We start from the raw sequence: 20033 nt of genomic DNA, 5'->3' as shown, positions 1-20033 counted from the left end.
CTCAGTCCTCAAGTACCCAGGTGTCTTTTGTGCCGCCACCCTGGCTGGAGTTGACGACAAGCGAGCCTTTCTTGAGGGCAACCCGTGTCAGGCCACCGGGAGTGATGCGGACCTGGTCACCGATCAGCACATAGGGGCGCAGATCGACGTGGCGCGGGGCAACACCCGAGGCGACATGCGTCGGGCAGGCCGATAGCGCCAGGGTCGGCTGGGCAATATAGTTCGAAGGATTGGTTTCCAGCACCTTGCGGAATTCGGCGATCTCGCGCTTGGAGGCGGTCGGTCCGATCAGCATGCCGTAGCCACCCGAGCCGTGGACTTCCTTGACGACGATTTCCTCAAGATTGTCCAGCACATAGGCAAGGTCATCCGGCCGTGAGCAGTTCCAGGTGGGAACGTTGTTCAAGATCGGCTTCTGGCCGGTATAGAACTCGATGATGTCAGGGACATAGGCATAGATCGCCTTGTCGTCGGCGATACCCGTGCCCGGTGCATTGCAGATCGTGACGTTGCCGGCGCGATAGGCATCGAACAGGCCCGGAACCCCGAGCATGCTGCCGGGATTGAACGTGAGCGGATCCAGGAAAGCATCATCGATCCGCCGGTAAATGACGTCGACCTGCTTCGGTTCACGCGTGGTGCGCATGAAGACATGGCCGGCATCGACGAACAGGTCGCGGCCTTCCACAAGTTCGACGCCCATGGAGTCTGCCAGGAAGGCGTGTTCGAAGTAGGCGGAATTGTAGATGCCGGGGGTCAGGACGACGATTGTCTGGGATGACTTGGAGGGATCCGGTGCGACGCTTTCCAGCGTTTGCAGCAGGTTCTCGGGGTATTGCTCCACGGCGGCGACCCGGTGGCTCTGGAAGAGCTCGGGGAAGAGACGCATCATGGTCTCCCGGTTCTCCATCATGTAGGAGACGCCAGAAGGGGTGCGGGTGTTGTCTTCCAGAACGTAGAATTCGTTTTCCGACACCCTCACCAGATCGGTGCCGATGATATGGGCATAGACCTTGCGGGCGGGTGTGAACCCGGCCATTTCCGGTAGAAACGCTTCATTCTGCAACACGAGATCAGCGGGTATCCTGCCTGCGCGGAGGATTTCCTGGCGATGGTAGATGTCGTGAAGGAAGGCATTCAGGGCGCGCACACGCTGGTCGATGCCGGCGGACAGGTGTCGCCATTCCGAAGCAGAGATGATGCGCGGGATGGGGTCGAACGGTATCAGCCGTTCGGTTGATTCTTCAGTACCGTAGACGGCGAATGTGATGCCAAGTCTGCGGAAGATCGTTTCGGCGTCGCGGCCCTTCTTGGTCAGAAAGTTGGCTGGCTTGTCTTCCAGCCATTTGGCGAGCCGGGCATATGGCTGTCGTGGCTTGTTAGCCTCGTCGAGCATTTCATTGAAGAAAGTGCGTTCGTCCGACATTGCCTCCCCTTTTGCCGATGCTTCGTTCTTGGGCAATCATGGCAAAATTCTGAAAGGTGTCAAAGTTCAATGTCGCGGCGCTACTGCTTACAAATTAGGCAGGAAGCTGAAATCCGTCGAAATATCCTAAGGTTCCCTCAAGTTGAGTATATTTTTTTCGACTACCCGAATGCGCAGTATTGGTGGTGTTTGGCGACGTTTGAGACGGTAATCTTCTTCGAAATGACGGGCTGAAATGTCCGGTCCCCTCTCCGAAATTCCTGCCGGATCTGGGGCTCGTTACACTGGTTCGGCGCTTTTCCCCTCCTGCAATCCAACCATGCGGAGCGTCGATGTCGCTCCGCATGGTCCGATTTACGAGGTGCATCCGTCCGGAACGCACAGTTCGTGTGCAGTTAACCCACCGTGCCGGAGACGTGATTTGCGAGCCGGCAATGGCACGCTTCGGAGGCCGGGTAGCGTGCGTTACCGCATCAAGGTTCTGCCGACCGACATCACCGATACGTCGCCGTATTTTCGTCCTGTCCACACGTGCAGACCCGCACCGACGCCGAGCATCGGAATAGTGTAGAGGCCTTTCTTGACGAACCCCTTGTTTTTGGTGAGTTCGATCGCGGCATGGCTGAGTTCCTCGTATTTCTCCATCGTATTGATGATCTTGCCGATGCCCTTGATCCCTTTGAGGACGTCGCCCAGCTTGCCTGCAATCGCCAGATCGAGATCCCAATCGGACCATTCGCCCTTCTTGTTGAGTTCGCTCGCCGTTTTGACGCCATGGGCCACGATGACGATGCCGCCGACGCTACCGCCCAGGCCCCCGCCGATTTTCCAGCCATCGGCCATCAGGTCTACATAGTCCACATAGCCGTTGTCGTCGGCGCTGGCACGGTAAAGGCGTCCATTCCAGTTGTATCGTCCAAGGGCAACCAGATCGCCCGAATGGCTTTCGCCGATGCCAACCCACAAGGTGGAAGCTGCCTTCGGTTTGGGTTTCATCTTCTTGGGCGTTTTGATGACCTTCGGGTTGGGCGGTGTCGGCAGGGAATGCACGTAAATCATGACAGCGCGGAACTGTCCGTCTTCAACACCGTCTTCCTGGCCCATTTCTTCAGCCAGGGATTCGCCAAGCCCATCGACCAGATCGAACGGGAAACAGGACAGAAGGCATTCTTCCAGGAACGACTTCACGGCATTTGCCCGCTTCATCGACAGGGCCTTGTTGAAAGCTGCCTTGCCGCTGCGGCTGGAAAGCCCGACGATACTGATGCTGCCATTGCCCTTCAGCAACGGGACTACGTTCCGCCGCAGCCAGTTCTTGTGCTCTTCCTTGAGGTTCGCCTGGCTGACATCAAAATACTGCAGGCGGGCGAGCGTGATGACGCCATCACGGTGATCAACGACGAAATTTCCTGACATCAATAGACTCCATTATAAAAGCGTTCTGAAACCTCGTGTCATGCCGATGCTTTGGGGGCTTCAGCAAAAGGCAATGGTTGAGGCGGTCTTGACCTATTCCGTCTTGCGGTGACGCTAGGGAAAAGGGGGCGGCGGGTAAAGCGGGTTGCTGCAGGCCTGCCTGTCATTTTTGCGACGGGCTGAATCTGGTCTGCCGACACGATTTGCCGGGAAGGTTGACGGAGCGTAGTTTCCCCATAAGCCCATGTGCTGACTCGGCTCTGTTGGGGGATCATGCTACGGCGTGATCCAAGCTCAAGTTTTGGGAGGACCGGATGAAAGAAGTTCTGGCCGAATTGGAACAACGCCGCGAAACGGCGCGGCTCGGCGGCGGACAACGCCGGATCGATGCGCAGCATGCCAAGGGCAAACTCACTGCACGCGAACGGATCGAAATTCTGCTGGACGAAGGGTCGTTCGAAGAGTTCGACATGTTCAAGCAGCATCGTTGCACCGACTTCGGCATGGAAGAGCAGCATATCCCAGGCGATGGCGTGATCACCGGCTGGGGAACGGTCAACGGACGGACCGTTTACGTGTTCTCCAAGGATTTCACGGTCTTCGGTGGGTCTCTTTCGGAAACGCATGCGGAAAAGATCACCAAGCTTCAGGACATGGCCCTGCAGAACCGCGCACCGATCATCGGTCTGTTCGATGCGGGTGGTGCCCGTATTCAGGAAGGGGTCGCGGCGCTTGGCGGTTACGGCGAAGTGTTCCAGCGCAACGTTCTGGCATCGGGCGTCGTTCCGCAGATATCGCTGATCATGGGACCTTGCGCGGGCGGTGACGTTTACTCGCCGGCCATGACGGACTTCATTTTCATGGTGCGTGACACGTCGTACATGTTCGTGACCGGACCGGACGTGGTGAAGACGGTGACCAATGAAACGGTCACGGCCGAGGAACTTGGCGGGGCATCGATCCACACCACCAAATCTTCCATTGCCGACGGGGCCTTCGACAATGACGTCGAAGCCTTGCAGGAAATGCGAAGGCTGATCGATTACCTGCCGATGAACAATCGCGCGGATTTGCCGGAGCTGACGAACTACGACGATCCGGAGCGGATCGACACCAGTCTGGATACGCTTATTCCGGACAATCCGAACAAGCCCTACGACATGAAGGAACTTGTTCTGAAGACGGTGGACGAGGGCGACTTCTTCGAGATCCAGGGCAGTTTCGCTGGCAATATCATCACCGGTTTTGGCCGGATCGAAGGCCGGACCGTCGGTATCGTTGCCAACCAGCCGATGGTGCTGGCGGGCGTGCTCGATTCCGATGCAAGCCGCAAGGCCGCACGGTTTGTCCGCTTCTGCGATTGCTTTGGCATTCCCATCGTGACCTTTGTCGATGTTCCAGGCTTCCTGCCTGGCACGTCGCAGGAATACGGCGGCCTGATCAAGCATGGGGCCAAGCTCCTGTTTGCCTACGCGGAAGCGACCGTGCCGAAGATTACAGTGATCACGCGCAAGGCCTATGGCGGTGCCTATGACGTGATGAGCTCGAAACATATTCGCGGCGACATCAACTACGCGTGGCCGTCCGCGGAAATCGCGGTCATGGGCGCCAAGGGAGCGGTCGAAATCCTCTACAGGTCGGAACTTGCCGACAAGGACAAGATCGCCAAGCGGACGAAGGATTACGAAGACCGGTTCGCCAATCCGTTCGTTGCGGCGGAACGTGGGTATATCGACGATGTCATTCGCCCGCATTCCACCCGCAGGCGCGTGTCGAAGGCCCTGGCTCTGCTCAGATCGAAGCAGGCCGACATGCCGTGGAAAAAACATGACAATATTCCGCTCTAGCAAATAGAGCCGGTTTGTATTCATTCGCTTGGGTTCCGGAAGACTGAACGCTGGGACGATGCAATGACATGAGAGCGTGTACCAGGCCGGATTTTCCGGCCTGTGTCATGTCTCCAGGGTCAATCCCAGCGGGACAAACCGCGCGGGAACAACGGTTCCTTGCATTCGAACGCAACCGGACAGCGTGGCGTGTCGCGCGTCTGGCCATACTGCGTGAACAGCACCTGGTTGCGATCGCAGTAACTGAGGTTCGAAACGAACATCGAATAGGTGTACTGGCCCGTGGTGAAGACCACGGCACCGTGCTGACGCACCATGTTCTGAGCCTGGGCGCAGGTCATCTTGCGAAGATCCGGACGAGCCTCGGCTGCGGTCGAGACGACCAGGCCGGGGAGGGCGAGCGCTGCTGCGCAAAGAAACAGTTTCCGCATGAAGGTCTCCTGACGTGCCATCGCCTCCGGGACGGGACGCTTTGCTTCGTCAGCTTAGCAGAACCGTCCGGAAGTTGGTTGATGGCAAGAGTGTGCACCATTCAGCGGCGCGCAATTGTGATTGCGAGCACATAAATTCCATCAGTCGCGCTTTCGCGGACCCTTACCGGATGTTCTGGGCAATCTGTTTGGAGCAGACGGACCCTGCCATGGTTTCCCGAACACCGTTCAGCGAGAAGCCGGAGTAGCGTCTGTCTTCCAGTTGCACGGCGAATTTGACCGCGGAGCGCAGCCGGTGCCAGAAATAGGTCATGTTGTCGGAACAGGCTGGGCAGTCGTTGTAGATGAAGCCGTCGTCTCCGGCTCTGAATTTTATCAGCTTGTGATCCAGCTCTACCAGAACCGTGGTGCCGGGATCTGGTCTGCGGCCCTTGATGCGTATGCCGATAAGGGTGTTCTTGATGGCGTGATTGGGCGGGCACCAGATGGTGAACCGTGCTCCAGTCGAGCTTTCTGTCCAGTAACGTTCGTAACCGTGGGCGGTGTCCGTGTGCCATTTGCCGTGATCGGCGGCTGTTGCCTGAAATGGCGCGGCCAGGGTCAGGAATACGAATGAAAGTAGAGCAATCCGCATCGAGCCGTTTCCGTAATTCGTCACCGACGAAAACTACAGGTTTCAGTTAAAATCCGTCAAATCAGGAGTGTGTCTGGGGTCCGGCAAGCCGGGACGGGGCCGTCCCGGCCCGGCAGCTTGCATCAGGACCTTGGGTGCTGTTTCTGCCAGTCCGTGGGGCAGACATCGCCAGGCATCACTTTCTGTGCGCCGCGCAGGGAAAAACCTGCGTAGCTGTCGTTCTGGAATTTTACCGCCAGGGAATGGGAAGACCGCAATCTGTGCCAGACATAGCCGAAACTGTCGGAACAGGCTGCGCAGCTTGTCTCGACATATCCCTGCTCGTTGATCGGCAGTTCCAGAACCTCCCGGTCCATGATCAATTTGATCCTGCTATTGGGCGGGGGCATTTTTCCGCCGATGTCTACATGAAGCAAGGTGCCGTTGATGCTGCGTTTCGGGTGACACCAGACGACGAAATTCGCGCCATCGTTGTTCGTGGTCCAGTAACGTGTAAATCCGTTGATTTCACCGCTTTTCCATTTTCCGGCTGTGTCTGCCAGTACGGAAGTTGGCAGTAAAGCACTTGCGATCAATGCCGCTGAAAGGATGCGTTGCATTTATTTATTTCCCCATTGCCTAAGTATTTTCTGCAAGAATTTTCTTAAAATTCGGATAAATGGCTGCGCTTCCACCGCCGCAAAGCCTGCCGCATCGTGACAAAAGTGCCGGTTTTGGCTGCTGGCGCACCTATCCGCAAAATCACGTCTCGCCCTTTGGATAAGTTGCGTGCCAATGTGGTGCGGCCTACAAAATGGAAAAATCGTCCAGCTGGGTGGAAATTCATGTTCTCCAAGATACTAGTCGCCAACCGTGGTGAGATCGCCTGTCGTGTCATCAAGACGGCCCGCCGCATGGGCATCAAGACAGTTGCGGTTTACTCCGATGCCGATCGCGATGCCTTGCATGTGGAAATGGCAGACGAGGCTGTTCACATCGGCCCGGCGGCCGCATCGGAATCCTATCTTATTGCCGACAAGATCATCGCGGCCTGCAAGGAGACCGGTGCCGAAGCCGTGCACCCGGGCTATGGCTTCCTCTCCGAACGCGCCAGCTTCCCTGAGGCACTGGCAAAGGAGGGCATTGTCTGGATCGGACCGAACCCGCGCGCGATTATGGCGATGGGTGACAAGATCGAGTCCAAGAAGTTTGCCAACGAAGCCAAGGTCAGCACGGTACCGGGCTATCTCGGCGTTATCGAAAGTCCGGAGCAGGCGGTCGAGATCGCGCAAGACATCGGCTATCCGGTCATGATCAAGGCCTCTGCCGGCGGTGGCGGCAAGGGCATGCGTATTGCGTGGAATGCGGACGAAGTGCGGGACGGGTACATCCGCTCCAAATCCGAAGCGGCGTCTTCCTTCGGGGATGACCGGGTCTTTATCGAGAAGTTCATCGAAAACCCACGCCATATCGAAATTCAGGTCCTGGGGGACAAGCACGGCAACGCGATTTATCTGGGCGAACGTGAATGTTCGATCCAGCGGCGGAACCAGAAGGTCATTGAGGAAGCGCCGTCGCCGCTGCTCGATGAGGAAACGCGCCGCAAGATGGGCGAGCAGGCCGTCGCGCTTGCCAAGGCCGTCGACTACGACAGCGCCGGGACAGTCGAATTCGTTGCCGGGCAGGACAAGAGCTTCTTCTTTCTTGAGATGAACACCCGTCTGCAGGTGGAACATCCGGTGACCGAACTCATCACTGGTGTCGACCTGGTGGAGCAGATGATCCGCGTTGCGGCCGGTGAGAAGCTGGAACTTGCCCAGGAAGACGTCAAGCTGAACGGCTGGGCAGTCGAAAGCCGCATTTATGCAGAAGATCCCTACCGCAACTTCCTGCCGTCCATCGGCCGGCTTGTGCGCTACCGGCCACCTCAGGAGTCGATCAGCAACGGGGTTACCGTGCGCAACGACACCGGTGTTGTCGAGGGGGCGGAAATCTCGATGTTCTACGATCCGATGATCGCAAAGCTGATCACCCATGCGCCGACCCGCGCAGAAGCGATCGATGCGATGAGTTCGGCGCTGGATGCTTTTTACGTCGACGGGATCCAGCACAATGTGCCGTTCCTGACCGCGCTGATGAACCATCCGCGCTGGCGCTCCGGCGAGTTGGCAACCAGTTTCATCGCCGATGAATATCCAGATGGCTTCGAACCGGCGGTTCCCGATGACCACGCCTATTCGGTTCTCGCTGCCGTTGCTCTGTCGATGGGTGCGCTGCAGCGTGAGCGTCTGGATCATCTGCCGGGCCGGCTCAGGGCCCATTCCGGTGCCATTCGCGAAGACTGGGTGATCAAGCTCGACAAGACCTATGTTCCGATCCGCCTCGTCGCGGGGTTCCCGGGCACGCCCGTCGAGATTGACGTAGCGTTAGGCGACGGTCCGGTGGTCAACGTGGAATCCGATTGGGCTCCAGGCGATCCGCTTTGGTCCGGCAAGGTCGGCGACCAGGAGGTGACCGTACAGGTACGGACCCTGCGCGGCGGATACCGTCTTGACTGGCAAGGCTATTCGGTGACCGCCAAGGTGATGACGCCGCGGATAGCCGAACTGGATGCCCTGATGCCGGAGAAGCTGCCGCCGGATACATCCAAGATGCTGCTGTGCCCGATGCCGGGTCTTGTGGTGTCCATCGCAGTGGCTGAGGGACAGGAAGTCAAGGCAGGCGAGCAGCTTGCTGTTGTTGAAGCCATGAAGATGGAAAACGTGCTGAGGGCGGAGCGCGACTGTGTCGTGACCGCAATCAAGGCAACTCCGGGCGACAGCCTCGCTGTCGATGCCGTGATCATGGAGTTTTCCTGATCTCCGGCAATGCCTGATTGACAGTCATCGAAGACTACCGATATTCAGCGGCCTGCGACCATACGGTCCGGGCCGCTTTCTTTTTCAATGCTTTACGGGGCAGTATGACAATTTCCACCATCCTTTTCGATCTGGACGGAACCCTGACGGATCCCTTCGAAGGTATTACGCGTTCGATCCAACATGCGGTTGAAAAGATGGGTGGGCAGGCACCGGATACGGAAGACCTGCGCTGGTGTATCGGGCCGCCCCTCTGGGATAGCTTCAAGGTGCTGCTGGGGACTGAAGACAAGGCGGAGCTGGACCGCGCCGTGGCCTTTTACCGGGAACGCTATACGGTTACGGGGCTCTTCGAAAATTCGTTGATCGAAGGCATTCCCGAACTTCTGAAGGCGCTTCGCAAGGGCGGGATGGTTCTGCATGTTTGCACGTCCAAGCCCCACAGCTACGCGGGCCGGATCGTTGAGCACTTTGGCCTGAGTGAGTTTTTCGGCAAGGTCTACGGCTCGGAGCTGGACGGCACGCGATCCGCGAAGGCGGAGCTGATTGCCCATATTCTCGGCGTGGAAAACATTGCGTCTTCGGAAACTGTCATGGTGGGCGACCGCAAGCATGACCTTGTCGGGGCCAACGCCAATGACGTTGCGGGAATTGGTGTCCTGTGGGGCTATGGCAGCCGGGAGGAGCTAGCCGCCGAGCATCCGGTTCTGATCGCCGAGACCCCTGGGGACATAGCCGCGCATTTTGGCGTCCGGTAACAAGGTTTTGCAGGCCGAAGCCAGGTGCGCGAATGGCTTGTTGCAGGCGCCAAAATATTTTTTAACTCGGAATTTATCGATTTTCCCGTAGGTTAGGTTCAAGAGGAGCGGGCCTTGGCAAAACGGATGCATGCAACGGATACCAATAGTACGGCGGTACCGTCTGAAACTGTGGTTGACGTCGGGTATTATTCGCCTGCTCAAAGACCACCTCCATCGCTCCCTGCCCGATACGTGCTGCATCAGGTAACGGTCCAGCCTCTGACCAATCGTCCGTTTCAGATTTGTCTTCTGGATGTGGGGTCGACAGGCAAATTACCTGACTGCGATCTTCGCAGAATTAGCGAGTCCACCTTCATCATTGCCTGCGCGGACCGGAAACTGCCCGTAGTCGATCAATTGAGCTTGATTGACGGCGGCGTGGACGACGTGGTCAACGGTGATGATGAGGACCTTTTGTTGCTTGCGCTCAGACGGGCCGAGCTCATGATCGCCCGGCAAGGGGTCCTGTTCCGCAAGTGCCGGGATCTCGCGACTGAAAGGGACAATCTTCAATCCGCGATCGACAACCTGCCGTCGCCGATCTTCTTCAAAGACCGGGCCGGCATCTACAGCGGCTGCAACAAGGCCTTCGAGTCGTTCATTGGCTTGCCGGCCAACAAGGTGCGCGGGGCCAGCGTTTACGATGTGGCCCCGGAAGAATTGGCAAAGGTGTATGAAGCGGCCGACGAAGAGCTGATGCAACGGGGCGGTGTTCAGATATACGAAGCGGAAGTGTGCTACGCCGATGGTAAATACCGAACGGTGACCTTTCATAAGGCGGTGACGCGGGATCCGGTTTCCGGTGAGGTGAATGGTCTTGCCGGTTCCATGCTCGATATCACCGAGCGCAAGCGCCTGGAAGAGCAGCTCAAACGGGCCGCGGAACGCGACGCTCTGACCGACGCCTATAACCGTCGGCGTTTTTTCGAACTGGCAGATTCCGCCGAGGACCGGGCGAAAAAGACGTCGGCAAGCCTCTCTATACTCGTGCTGGACGTCGACCATTTCAAGCAGATCAACGACCGGTTTGGGCACGCCTGCGGCGATGCCGCACTCAATCATATTGTCGGTCTGCTGAAAAACGTGCTTCAAGCACCTCACATTTTTGCAAGAGCGGGCGGCGAGGAGTTCTACTGCCTCCTGGAAGAGTGCGGCCTTGATGACGCCTTCACAATTGCAGAGCGTATTCGAGGGGCCGTCGAAACCACACCCCACATGCACGGGGAACAGGTCATCCCGATGCGTGTCAGCATAGGGGTCGCAAGCGTTGCTGACGGCGAGAAAGTCAGCCAGACCATTGCAAGGGCTGATGATGCGCTCTATTGCGCCAAGCAAGCTGGTAGAAACCGGGTCTGCATGGCCTGATGGGCCTTCGCCGTAACGAACGACCTTCTTCCTCTATTGCATCCGGACCATTTCAGGGATACTGAAACCCCTAGAGAGCAGTTCTCGGGGCGGGGTGAAATTCCCCACCGGCGGTATCGGGGAAACCCGGAGCCCGCGAGCGCTCCGGACAAAATGTCCGGAGGTCAGCAGATCCGGTGAGAGGCCGGAGCCGACGGTTGAGGTGGCGTCAAATGAGGCCACCCGAAAGTCCGGATGAGAGAGAACTTGACCGCCGCCATCAGAGGAAGGCCGGTGGGCGTGTGTCTTTTGAGACTGTTCTGAAAGTTGACAGAACGGATCGCGGATAGGACGCCCATGCTAACCACCACCAAGAAACCCATTTTCGCCGCGCTTGCCATGATCGGAGCAGGGGCCTGCTTTGCTCTTGTGAACGGCGCTCTTCAGGCATCGACCATGCGGCTGGGCGTGCCGTCGACGTCCGCCGCCTTCTGGCAGTATGCGCTGGGCCTGCTCGTTGCTCTGCCATTCGTCCTGCGGCGCGGTCTGTCGGCGTTGAAGACCAGGCAGATCGGCTGGCATCTTGTCCGCGGCGGTCTGGCGGTCATCGGCATTCAGATGTGGGTTGCCGGTCTTGCGCGGGTCGAGATCTGGCAGGCAATTGCGTTGGTGATGACCTCGCCGTTTTTCGTTATCGTTGGTGCCAAGGTCTTCTTCAGGGAACGGGTGGGTATCGTCCGATGGCTTGCGACGCTGGCCGGGTTTTCCGGAGGCATGGTGATTCTGGAACCCTGGACGGAGGCTTTCAGCCTTGCCGCGCTTCTGCCGGTCGGAGCCGCGGCTTTCTGGGCCGGAACCTCGCTCGTCACCAAGAAACTGACTGCAACCGAAAACGCCGATTCAATAACCGTTTATCTGCTCCTTCTTCTGACGCCGGTAAATGCAGTGCTCGCCCTGGGCGAGGGCGGTATCGTGCCAACGGGACCGGCGCTCTGGCTGCTTGTGGGGGCAGGGGTCTTGACGGTGCTGGCGAATTATCTCCTGACCCTTGCCTACCAAAAGGCCGATGCCGCCTTTGTCCAGCCATTCGACCATCTGAAGCTGCCGCTGAATATTGCGGTCGGCTTCCTAGCTTTCGGTTTTGCCCCGAACGGTGCGTTCTGGCCGGGTGCGCTGGTGATTGTCGGCGCTTCGCTGCTTGTCATGCTGGACGAGCAGAAGCGCGGCACGCAGGTGTCCACAGCCTGAAACGCGCGCAAGCATTTGCGAACAGACAGGTTTGCTCTAAGCTTTTTGCAGCGCCGCGACCCTCGGAGACCTGAATGACCACAGATCCATTGACCGTTCATGTGCTGATTGAGGGCCGCGTCCAGGGCGTTGGCTACCGGGCATGGTGCGCGGGTGAAGCTGAAGACAGGGTGCTGGCCGGCTGGGTGCGCAATCTCAAGTCCGGTGGGGTTGAGGCCGTGTTTTCCGGCCCCTCCGATACTGTCGTCGACATGCTTGATGCCCTTTGGCATGGCCCATCGCTTGCAAGGGTGAACCTGGTGAAAGACCTGGAGCCGGTAGAGCCCTGCTCGGGTATCTTTGAAGTGCGCGATACGGCTTAACCGGCTGTGGCCAATCGTCTTTTCTATATCAATCGTGACATTCGAAGTTGAGTTGTCACGGAATTATCGCAATGATCTGATCTTTCACATGCAGCAATCGGCGCTGCGCAGGCGGGGCCGAAAAGTGTAACCGGGGAGATTTTCAGTGAAGATTGCGATACTTGGCGGTGATGGTTTTGTCGGCTGGCCCACATCCTTGCATCTTTCGGATCAGGGCCATGAAGTTCATATCATCGACAATCTGAGCCGCCGCTGGATCGATGCAGAGCTGGGCGTGCAATCGCTGACACCCATGGATTCGATCCAGGAACGCACCCGGATCTGGAAGCAGGAAACCGGCAACACCATTCGCTTCCACCTGATCGACATTGCTCGCGACTACGAAGTGTTCAAAGCCTGGCTTGCCGACAACCGGCCGGACGCAATCATCCATTTCGCCGAACAACGGGCAGCGCCCTATTCGATGAAATCGGATCAGCACAAGAATTACACGGTCAACAACAACGTCAATGCGACGCACCATCTGCTCAACGCAATGGTGGAACTCGATCTGGATGCGCATCTCGTCCACCTCGGCACCATGGGCGTCTACGGCTATTCGAGCGTTGGTGCGGCAATTCCGGAAGGCTATCTTTCGGTTGATGTCGAGACCCTCAGCGGCTCCAAGGCATCTCAGGAAATTCTTTATCCGGCCAATCCCGGTTCGATCTACCATATGACCAAGTGCCTGGATCAGCTCCTGTTCCAGTTCTACGCCAAGAACGACGGGCTCCGGGTCACCGATCTGCACCAGGGGATCGTGTGGGGCACGCACACGGAACAGACCCTGCGCCACAAACAGCTCATCAACCGGTTCGACTATGATGGCGACTATGGCACGGTTCTGAACCGCTTCCTGATCCAGGCGGCCATCGGTTATCCGCTGACGGTGCATGGCACCGGCGGGCAGACACGTGCCTTCATTCACATTCAGGATTCGGTCCGCTGCATTGAACTTGCGCTGAAGAACCCGCCCCAGAAAGGCGACCGGGTGAAGGTGTTCAACCAGATGACCGAGACCCACCGCGTGCGGGATCTGGCGGAGCTGATCTCACGCCTGACCGGTGCCAAGGTTGCCTATCTGCCGAACCCGCGCAAGGAAGCGGCTGAAAACGACCTGGTTGTCGAAAACAAGCAGTTCCTGGAACTCGGCCTCAATCCCATAACGCTGGAAGATGGTCTGCTGAGTGAAGTGGTCGATGTCGCCAAGAACTACGCTTACAGGGTCGACCGCAGCCGTGTGCCGGCGGTATCCGCCTGGACCAAGGAAATCGCGGATGGGATCGAACGGGATCCGGAACATCCGCGCCTGAAATCCGTCTCCTGAGGCCGGTGATGCAAGAGGCTCCCCAGTTCGACCGGGCTCCAGGCAGCTCATGCGCCTATGTCACGCTGGTGACCAACCGGGACTATGTGCTCGGGGCGACGGCGCTGCTGCGCTCGCTCCGGCATTCGGGAACCGATGCCGATCTCGTGGTCCTCTATACGCCTGGGGTCAGCGAGGAGGATCTCGCTTCCCTCTCGGTTTTCAGCCCGCGGCTTGGCCGGTGTGAGCGCCTGCCGACGAGCGAGGCCTTCAATGAACGCCATGAGCGCGGCCGCCTGCACAAGGCGGCACCGTTCACGAAAGGCGGCAAACCGGTCTTCCACACGCCGCTGGACAATTTCGTCAAGCTGCGGCTTTGGCAGCTCACGGAGTATGAGCGGGTCGTCTTCATCGATGCCGATGCGCTTGTGCTTCAGAACTGCGACAAGCTGTTCGGCTACCCGGAGTTCTGCGCAGCGCCCAATGTGTACGAGAGCCTGCAGGATTTTCACCGGCTGAACAGCGGTGTCTTTACCGCCCACCCTGATGGCGGGACCTTCCAGGCCATGATGACGCGCCTTGATCAGCCTGATGCGTTCTGGCGGCGCACGGACCAGACATTTCTGGAACAGTATTTCCCCGATTGGCACGGCTTGCCGGTGGTCTTCAACACCCTCCAGTACGTCTGGTTCAACCTGCCGGACCTCTGGAACTGGAAGCAGATCCATGTGCTGCACTACCAGTATGAAAAGCCCTGGCAGACGGGGCATGAGAAGACTGCCAGGTTACGTCCTCTCATCGACCTCTGGCAGGCCTTCGCGACCGGTGACGGCATGCCTGCCGATATTACCGGTCTTCCGGGTCCTCAGGAGTGGGCCGCAAAGCAGGCGTCCTGATGCACGTTCTTTTGACAGGCGCCAGCGGTGCAGTTGGCCGGTTCGTTCTCAAGCGGCTACTTGACGATGGTTACAAGGTCACGGTTCTGGGCAGGCGTCCGGTTGAGAGCTTTGAGACAGGCTTCTGCGCGTATGATCTGGCAGACCGGGATCCTCAGCTTCCGCCCGCCGACGCCCTTGTTCACTGTGCGCTGGTCCATGCGCCCGGCAAATTCCGAGGCGGTGAAGGCGATGACCCGGAGCGGTTCACGAGATTGAATGTCGATGGAACCCGGCGTCTCTTTGAAGCCGCTGGGAAAGCCGGGTGCCGTGCCATCGTCTTCCTGTCCAGCCGGGCCGTTTATGGCGATCATCGGCGAGGCGAGACGTTGACCGAAGCGGATGTGCCGACACCGGACACGCTGTATGGCGAAGTGAAACTGGCAGGGGAGCAGGCGCTTGAGGCGCTGTGTGGTCAGGATATCACTGGTATCGTTTTGCGGGCGACCGGTGTTTATGGCCTTAGCCCAGGTCTGGCAGACCACAAATGGTCCGGCCTCTTTCAGGAATTTGCGGCGGGCGTTCCGATTGGACCGCGCAAGGCTACGGAAGTTCATGGCGAAGATCTCGCCGCTGCGGTGGCCCTGGTTCTGGAGAAAAGAGGCGCTTTGGGGGCGGCGTTCCAAGTCTATAACGTCTCCGATCTCCTGCTCGACCGGCGAGAGCTGCTGTCGCTCTATGCAGGGGAAGTCGGCTTGAGCCTCAACGCGCCAGAAGCATCAGGTAAAATACCCGGCGAAATGACAACTGACAGGCTGCGTGCGCTTGGCTGGGCACCCGGTGGCAGGGAAAGGCTGAAGGCTTTTGTGCAATCGCTCGCAAGGCTGAATGAAGCTGGGAACTGACCTTCGGCACTTGCTGGTCAGGCTAGATGCCGTACCGGGGGAGCCGTCCACCGATTCTGCTTCCCTCACGCCTTCTTCCCGAAGGCAACGCAAACGCCTCGGATCATCTCGGCAGGGTGGCCTCAGACCGACACCGTCGGACCGAATATCTTCTCGAATTCCGCGCGCAGAACACTGTCATTTTCGGCCATGGTGACGGGCAGGCCCAGGTCGACGAGGCTGGTCACGCCATGCTCGGTGATGCCGCAAGGCACGATACCGTCAAAATGATCCAGTTCCGGTTCCACGTTGAAGCTGATGCCGTGGAAGGTGACCCATTTGCGCAGTCGGATGCCTATTGCGGCGATCTTGTCCTCGACCGTGGCGCCGCGGTCCGACCGGCGCACCCAGACGCCGACGCGGTCCTCCCGGCGTTCTCCACGGATGTGATAGTGCCAGAGCGTGCTGATGAGCCAGGCTTCAAGAGCGGAAACAAAGGCACGCACATCCTGCTGACGGCGCTTCAGGTCGAGCATGACATAGGCAACACGCTGCCCGGGACCGTGATAGGTGTGCTGTCCTCCGCGCCCGGTCCGGTACACTGGAAACCGGTCGGGAGCGACCAGATCGCTGTCCTTGGCGCTGGTGCCGGCGGTATAAAGCGGGGGGTGTTCCAGCAGCCAGACCTGCTCGTCCGCTTCGCCTGCAATGATTCTCTGGACCCTTTCATCCATTTCCCGAAGAGCGGTCTCGTAATCGACCGGTTCGTCGGAAATCCGCCATTCGACCGGTCGGGAGCCGGAAACTGGCAGAAAACTAAGGGAAAGAGCGTCTCTATCTGCGGGTGACATGTGGATGACACTTCATTGTTTTTTGAGCTGGCTTGCCATGCCGTGGTATGGTTAAGCGCTGGCGGGTCAGTTGCCCTATTTAAGGATCAAGGCGTCCGATGACTACCTTCGATGAAATCAAAGTCGATATTTCCGTCGTTCTCGGCGAGAACGAGATGCCTGTCCACCAGTTGCTCCGCATGGGACGCGGCGCCGTGATCGACCTGGATGTGGCCGAAGACGAGGACGTGAAGATCTATGCCAACAATACCCTTGTCGCCAAGGGGCAGGTGGTTCTGCTGGGAGAACGCATCGGCATTTCAATCACGGAAGTTCTGATGCGTCCGCCGGACATTCGCCCCATGCGCACCGATGGCCCTCTGTGAGCGGCTAAAACATTTCTGCATAAGAAAAATCGCGTGCCTGTGAATTATTGCAAAAAGGCCTCTTGCGCCCCCAAAATCCTTTTGCTACATGGAGCGCCTCGACGCTGACAGGCGCCGGGAACAATCGAATATGCGGTCGTGGCGGAATTGGTAGACGCGCAGCGTTGAGGTCGCTGTGGGGTAAAACCCGTGGAAGTTCGAGTCTTCTCGACCGCACCATATTCGAAGCATTCCTACCGATGCTTCCTCAAAAGGCTGCCCCTCAGGGCGGCCTTTTTGCTTTTGGGCGCGTGCCTGCAAAATACCTGATTGATCTGGGAAAATTCAGATACCGGCTTTTGGGAGATCCTGCGATGTGCTTTTCTGCCCGGAACAGGCCTCAGGGGTCGCTGGCGAAAATATGCCGGCACATTGATGCGAAATCGAAGGAAGCCGTACGTGTCCAATTTCCGTTCCCTCACAAGCCTTGCCAGTGCCGTGGTGCTGTCCTCGATTGTCCTGTCCGTGCCGGTTCAGGCCCAGGAACAGGAGCAGCCGCAGCAGGAGGCGATGGTTCCGGCCGGCGCGATTGCCGGGGCTGTGACGTCTCCCGTCGATGGCGACATAAATCGCTTCCGTGCAGTCCTCGTTGAAACGGAAGGGGGTGGGGATCTCTATGTCTTCACGGACGCGGGAGAGGGCTGGAAACAGGTTGCCCATGCAAGGGACATGGTATGGCGCGGTGGCATGTATGGCCAGGAACCGTGGATGGAGGCGACCGAACATGGTTCGCTGAAAATCTATTCGGAAAATTCGGCTGTCGGACGCAACCGATGGGATCAGGTCCTGACCATCGCCTATCGCAATGGCGTCTTCCGGGTCGCCGGCTACACCTATTCCTACTACGATACGCTGGACCCGAATGCGAACGGGCAATGCGACGTCAACCTTCTGACGGGCAAGGGTGTCTTGAACGGAAAGACCTTCAAGACTTCTCTGAAAGCGTTGCCTGTCCAGGACTGGACGATGGACACCAGACCACCGGAGTGCGAGGTCGAATGATCCTGGTGCCGCGACAGGAGCCAGTATCCATCGAGATACCGGTCGCGACCTTGTCTTGAGGCCACGTTTGCCTGCCGGGGTCCGCCCACGAGAAAAAAGAGGCAATGGCTTGACCGCAACTGCAAAGCCGGTGGGGGCAGCGCCCATGGTCCAGATCGGCAGTCTTTACTCGTGGGTTCGCCATGGTGTCGCGCTGATACCGCTCACTGCACTCTTTCTGATGGACGCCCCTTTTTCGAGGAAATGTTTCACCGATGCATGAGACCCTGAAGCAAGGCTCCGACGGAAAGCCATGGGTACACCTGTGCCGGGTTGGATTTGCGGTGATGGCCCTTGTGTGCCTGCCGGCTGCGGCGCTGGCGCAATCGCTTTTTGTCAATCCGGCCGTTGATCCGGGGCGGTTCGGTGCGATGACGTGCCAGCAGCTCTGGTACGTCGAACAGGAAGTTCTGGCAGCGGGCAGGGTCTGCCTTTCCAGCGAGCGGGCTCGCCGGGCCTTTCGGCGTGCGGAGCGGTGTATTTCCAGCGACGAGGCGATACTCCCGCCGGACACCCGTGACTATCTCGACCACTTGCGAAGCGTCGCAAAAGACAAAGGTTGTGAAGGCCCCAGGCTGCGTTGAAGGGCCACGTGGCGCACTTGCTGATGCCGTGAGCAATTTCACATTGCCGGGTTAAGTCTGTGGACCGGTTTTGTTTTTCCGGTGGCGCTTTGCTACGGCAAACGCTAGATCTGGTGGTGAGTGTCCGGTGCGTTTTGCCGGAAAGTTTCTGCGCGTTGTGAGGGGAGGCGCCTGATGAGTGAAGCATCCGAGCTTGATGTTGCCGCCTCTCCGGTCCCGGTTATTCCGGTGCGCGACGAGGATGAGCATCTCAATCGCGACTTCATTGCAGCCGTTGAAGCGGCGATCGAGACAAACGATCAGGATGGCCTGAGGCACCTTGCCGCCGATCTTCACGAAGCGGACACGGGTGATCTTCTCGAGACACTGCAACCCGAGGATCGGGCGTCGTTCATTCGGCTTCTGGGCGAGGATTTCGACTATACCGCCCTGACCGAGATCGACGAGGCGGTGCGTCTGCAGGTTCTGGAAGATCTGCCGACGGAGGTCATCGCCGAGGGGCTTGGCGAACTCGATTCGGATGATGCGGTCTACATTCTGGAAGACCTCGACGAGGACGACCAGGCCGCGATTCTGGAAGAATTGCCCTATGCGGACAGGGCGCAGCTACAGAAGGCGCTGGACTATCCGGAAGAAAGCGCCGGCCGGCGTATGCAGACCGAGTTCATCGCGGTCGCACCGTTCTGGACCATCGGCCAGACCATCGACTACATGCGCGAGGCGCGCGATCTTCCGGACAGTTTCTACGAAATCTATGTTGTCGATCCGACCTTCAAGCTGCTGGGCTCCGTGCACCTGGACAAGATCCTGCGCACCAAGCGGGACGAGAAGGTCACTTCCATCATGGAAGAAACCCGCCAGGCAGTGCTTGCAACGGAAGATCAGGAAGAGGTCGCCCGCCGGTTCGAGCGCTACAACCTCGTCTCCTCGGCCGTTGTCGATGAGAACGACCGGCTTGTCGGTGTTCTGACGGTTGATGACATCGTCGACGTCATTCAGGAAGAGGCGGAAGAAGACCTGCGCGCGCTCGCCGGTGTCGGTGACGAAGAGATTTCCGATAACGTCATGACCATTGCACGCTCGCGCCTGACCTGGCTGGTGGTCAATCTCGGCACTGCCGTGCTTGCCTCCGTGGTGATTGCGCTGTTCGAGGACACGATCGAAGCCATGGTGGCGCTTGCGGTGCTGATGCCGATCGTTGCTTCCATGGGTGGCAATGCCGGCACTCAGACCATGACAGTTGCCGTGCGAGGTATTGCCACCCAGGAATTGGGCGCACGCAATCTTTTGCGCATTCTCAACCGCGAAATCCTGGTGAGTGTATTCAACGGCATAGCCCTGGCAATCCTCATCGGCGTGACCGCCTGGCTGTGGTTTGGCAGTCCCGGGCTCGGCGTGGTGATTGGCGGTGCAATCGTGATCAATCTTCTGTTCGCGGGGCTTTCCGGCCTTTTGATCCCGATTGCGCTCGACAAGATCAACGTCGATCCGGCCATCGCCTCCAGCGTTTTCGTGACGACGGTGACCGATGTGGTCGGGTTCTTCGCTTTTCTCGGCATCGCGGCGCTTTGGTTCGGCCTGCCGTTTTAACCGCTAATCTTTCGTCGCGATCTCATTGCCCTTGTGCGTCTTTCTGTCCGAATGCGAACAGCCGGACAGGAAAAGGCAATTGCCAGCCGAGAAACACTGGCAGATGCAACACCA

General features: G+C 58.4%; 19 protein-coding genes, 1 tRNA gene and 1 riboswitch. Of the genes, 14 read left to right on the top strand and 6 right to left on the bottom strand.

Translation table 11 applies throughout. From position 1 onward, the window contains the following. Position 1: 1 nt before the first annotated feature. Positions 2-1426 carry a circularly permuted type 2 ATP-grasp protein gene (locus SIAM614_RS16970; RefSeq protein WP_006936382.1) on the bottom strand — a complete coding sequence of 475 codons (1425 nt, stop codon included), beginning with the start codon at positions 1424-1426 and terminating at the stop codon, positions 2-4. Positions 1427-1891: 465 nt separating this feature from the next. Then, complete coding sequence (locus tag SIAM614_RS16965) at positions 1892-2842, bottom strand: OmpA family protein (protein WP_006936376.1); 951 nt, start codon at positions 2840-2842, stop codon at positions 1892-1894. 314 nt (positions 2843-3156) lie between these two features. Between SIAM614_RS16965 and SIAM614_RS16960 the strand changes: the two genes are divergently transcribed. Next, entirely contained in the window at positions 3157-4689 is a 1533-nt protein-coding gene (locus SIAM614_RS16960; protein WP_006936374.1) for an acyl-CoA carboxylase subunit beta, read from the top strand. Positions 4690-4808: 119 nt separating this feature from the next. On the opposite strand, the gene SIAM614_RS16955 is transcribed toward SIAM614_RS16960, so the two are convergent. The 3 genes from SIAM614_RS16955 to SIAM614_RS16945 all read right to left on the bottom strand — a co-directional run bounded on the left by SIAM614_RS16955 (position 4809) and on the right by SIAM614_RS16945 (position 6353). Next, positions 4809-5120: a hypothetical protein gene (locus SIAM614_RS16955; protein ID WP_040440522.1), complete on the bottom strand. Its 312-nt coding sequence runs from the start codon at positions 5118-5120 to the stop codon at positions 4809-4811. A gap of 163 nt (positions 5121-5283) precedes the next feature. Continuing rightward, positions 5284-5754 (bottom strand): hypothetical protein, encoded by a 471-nt coding sequence (locus SIAM614_RS16950; protein ID WP_006936369.1) that lies wholly within the window; start codon positions 5752-5754, stop codon positions 5284-5286. Positions 5755-5876: 122 nt separating this feature from the next. Continuing rightward, positions 5877-6353, bottom strand: coding sequence for a hypothetical protein (locus SIAM614_RS16945; RefSeq protein WP_006936367.1), 477 nt, complete (start codon positions 6351-6353; stop codon positions 5877-5879). A 225-nt stretch (positions 6354-6578) separates the two neighbouring features. Between SIAM614_RS16945 and SIAM614_RS16940 the strand changes: the two genes are divergently transcribed. The 8 genes from SIAM614_RS16940 (at position 6579) to SIAM614_RS16905 (ending at position 15470) form a co-directional block, all read left to right on the top strand. Then, positions 6579-8591, top strand: coding sequence for an acetyl-CoA carboxylase biotin carboxylase subunit (locus SIAM614_RS16940; protein WP_006936365.1), 2013 nt, complete (start codon positions 6579-6581; stop codon positions 8589-8591). A gap of 104 nt (positions 8592-8695) precedes the next feature. Continuing rightward, a complete protein-coding gene (locus SIAM614_RS16935; RefSeq protein ID WP_006936363.1) occupies positions 8696-9349 on the top strand; it encodes an HAD family hydrolase in 654 nt (217 codons plus the stop codon). Positions 9350-9748: 399 nt separating this feature from the next. Then, positions 9749-10756, top strand: coding sequence for a sensor domain-containing diguanylate cyclase (locus SIAM614_RS16930; RefSeq protein WP_157139919.1), 1008 nt, complete (start codon positions 9749-9751; stop codon positions 10754-10756). Positions 10757-10832: 76 nt separating this feature from the next. Next, a riboswitch (FMN riboswitch) is annotated at positions 10833-11006 on the top strand. An 86-nt stretch (positions 11007-11092) separates the two neighbouring features. Next, entirely contained in the window at positions 11093-11983 is an 891-nt protein-coding gene (locus SIAM614_RS16925; RefSeq protein WP_006936361.1) for a DMT family transporter, read from the top strand. A 74-nt stretch (positions 11984-12057) separates the two neighbouring features. Next, positions 12058-12345, top strand: a complete 288-nt coding sequence (locus SIAM614_RS16920) for an acylphosphatase (RefSeq protein ID WP_006936360.1) — start codon at positions 12058-12060, stop codon at positions 12343-12345. A gap of 145 nt (positions 12346-12490) precedes the next feature. Then, complete coding sequence (locus tag SIAM614_RS16915; protein WP_006936356.1) at positions 12491-13711, top strand: NAD-dependent epimerase/dehydratase family protein; 1221 nt, start codon at positions 12491-12493, stop codon at positions 13709-13711. Between the two features lie 8 nt (positions 13712-13719). Then, a complete protein-coding gene (locus SIAM614_RS16910) occupies positions 13720-14586 on the top strand; it encodes a glycosyltransferase (protein WP_006936352.1) in 867 nt (288 codons plus the stop codon). Next, a complete protein-coding gene (locus SIAM614_RS16905) occupies positions 14586-15470 on the top strand; it encodes an NAD-dependent epimerase/dehydratase family protein (protein ID WP_040440521.1) in 885 nt (294 codons plus the stop codon). Before SIAM614_RS16910 ends, SIAM614_RS16905 begins: the two co-directional genes overlap by 1 nt. Positions 15471-15592: 122 nt before the next feature. On the opposite strand, the gene lipB is transcribed toward SIAM614_RS16905, so the two are convergent. Beyond that, on the bottom strand, positions 15593-16300 hold the full coding sequence (gene lipB / locus SIAM614_RS16900; protein WP_040440486.1) for a lipoyl(octanoyl) transferase LipB: 708 nt from the start codon (positions 16298-16300) through the stop codon (positions 15593-15595). A gap of 98 nt (positions 16301-16398) precedes the next feature. On the opposite strand from lipB, the gene SIAM614_RS16895 reads away from it, so the two are divergent. The 5 genes from SIAM614_RS16895 to mgtE all read left to right on the top strand — a co-directional run bounded on the left by SIAM614_RS16895 (position 16399) and on the right by mgtE (position 19919). Next, complete coding sequence (locus SIAM614_RS16895; protein WP_006936349.1) at positions 16399-16665, top strand: FliM/FliN family flagellar motor switch protein; 267 nt, start codon at positions 16399-16401, stop codon at positions 16663-16665. Between the two features lie 132 nt (positions 16666-16797). Continuing rightward, positions 16798-16884, top strand: a tRNA-Leu gene (locus SIAM614_RS16890). A 219-nt stretch (positions 16885-17103) separates the two neighbouring features. Beyond that, positions 17104-17706 carry a hypothetical protein gene (locus SIAM614_RS16885; protein WP_050789417.1) on the top strand — a complete coding sequence of 201 codons (603 nt, stop codon included), beginning with the start codon at positions 17104-17106 and terminating at the stop codon, positions 17704-17706. A gap of 254 nt (positions 17707-17960) precedes the next feature. Beyond that, positions 17961-18329 carry a hypothetical protein gene (locus tag SIAM614_RS30655; protein WP_006936347.1) on the top strand — a complete coding sequence of 123 codons (369 nt, stop codon included), beginning with the start codon at positions 17961-17963 and terminating at the stop codon, positions 18327-18329. A 174-nt stretch (positions 18330-18503) separates the two neighbouring features. After that, a complete protein-coding gene (mgtE, locus tag SIAM614_RS16875; RefSeq protein WP_006936346.1) occupies positions 18504-19919 on the top strand; it encodes a magnesium transporter in 1416 nt (471 codons plus the stop codon). Positions 19920-20033 lie beyond the last annotated feature (114 nt).

It is taken from the genome of Roseibium aggregatum IAM 12614 (assembly GCF_000168975.1).
GTDB lineage: Bacteria > Pseudomonadota > Alphaproteobacteria > Rhizobiales > Stappiaceae > Roseibium > Roseibium aggregatum.
The sequence above is the reverse complement of the archived record's forward strand: the minus strand, read 5'-3'. Positions and strand labels throughout refer to the sequence as shown.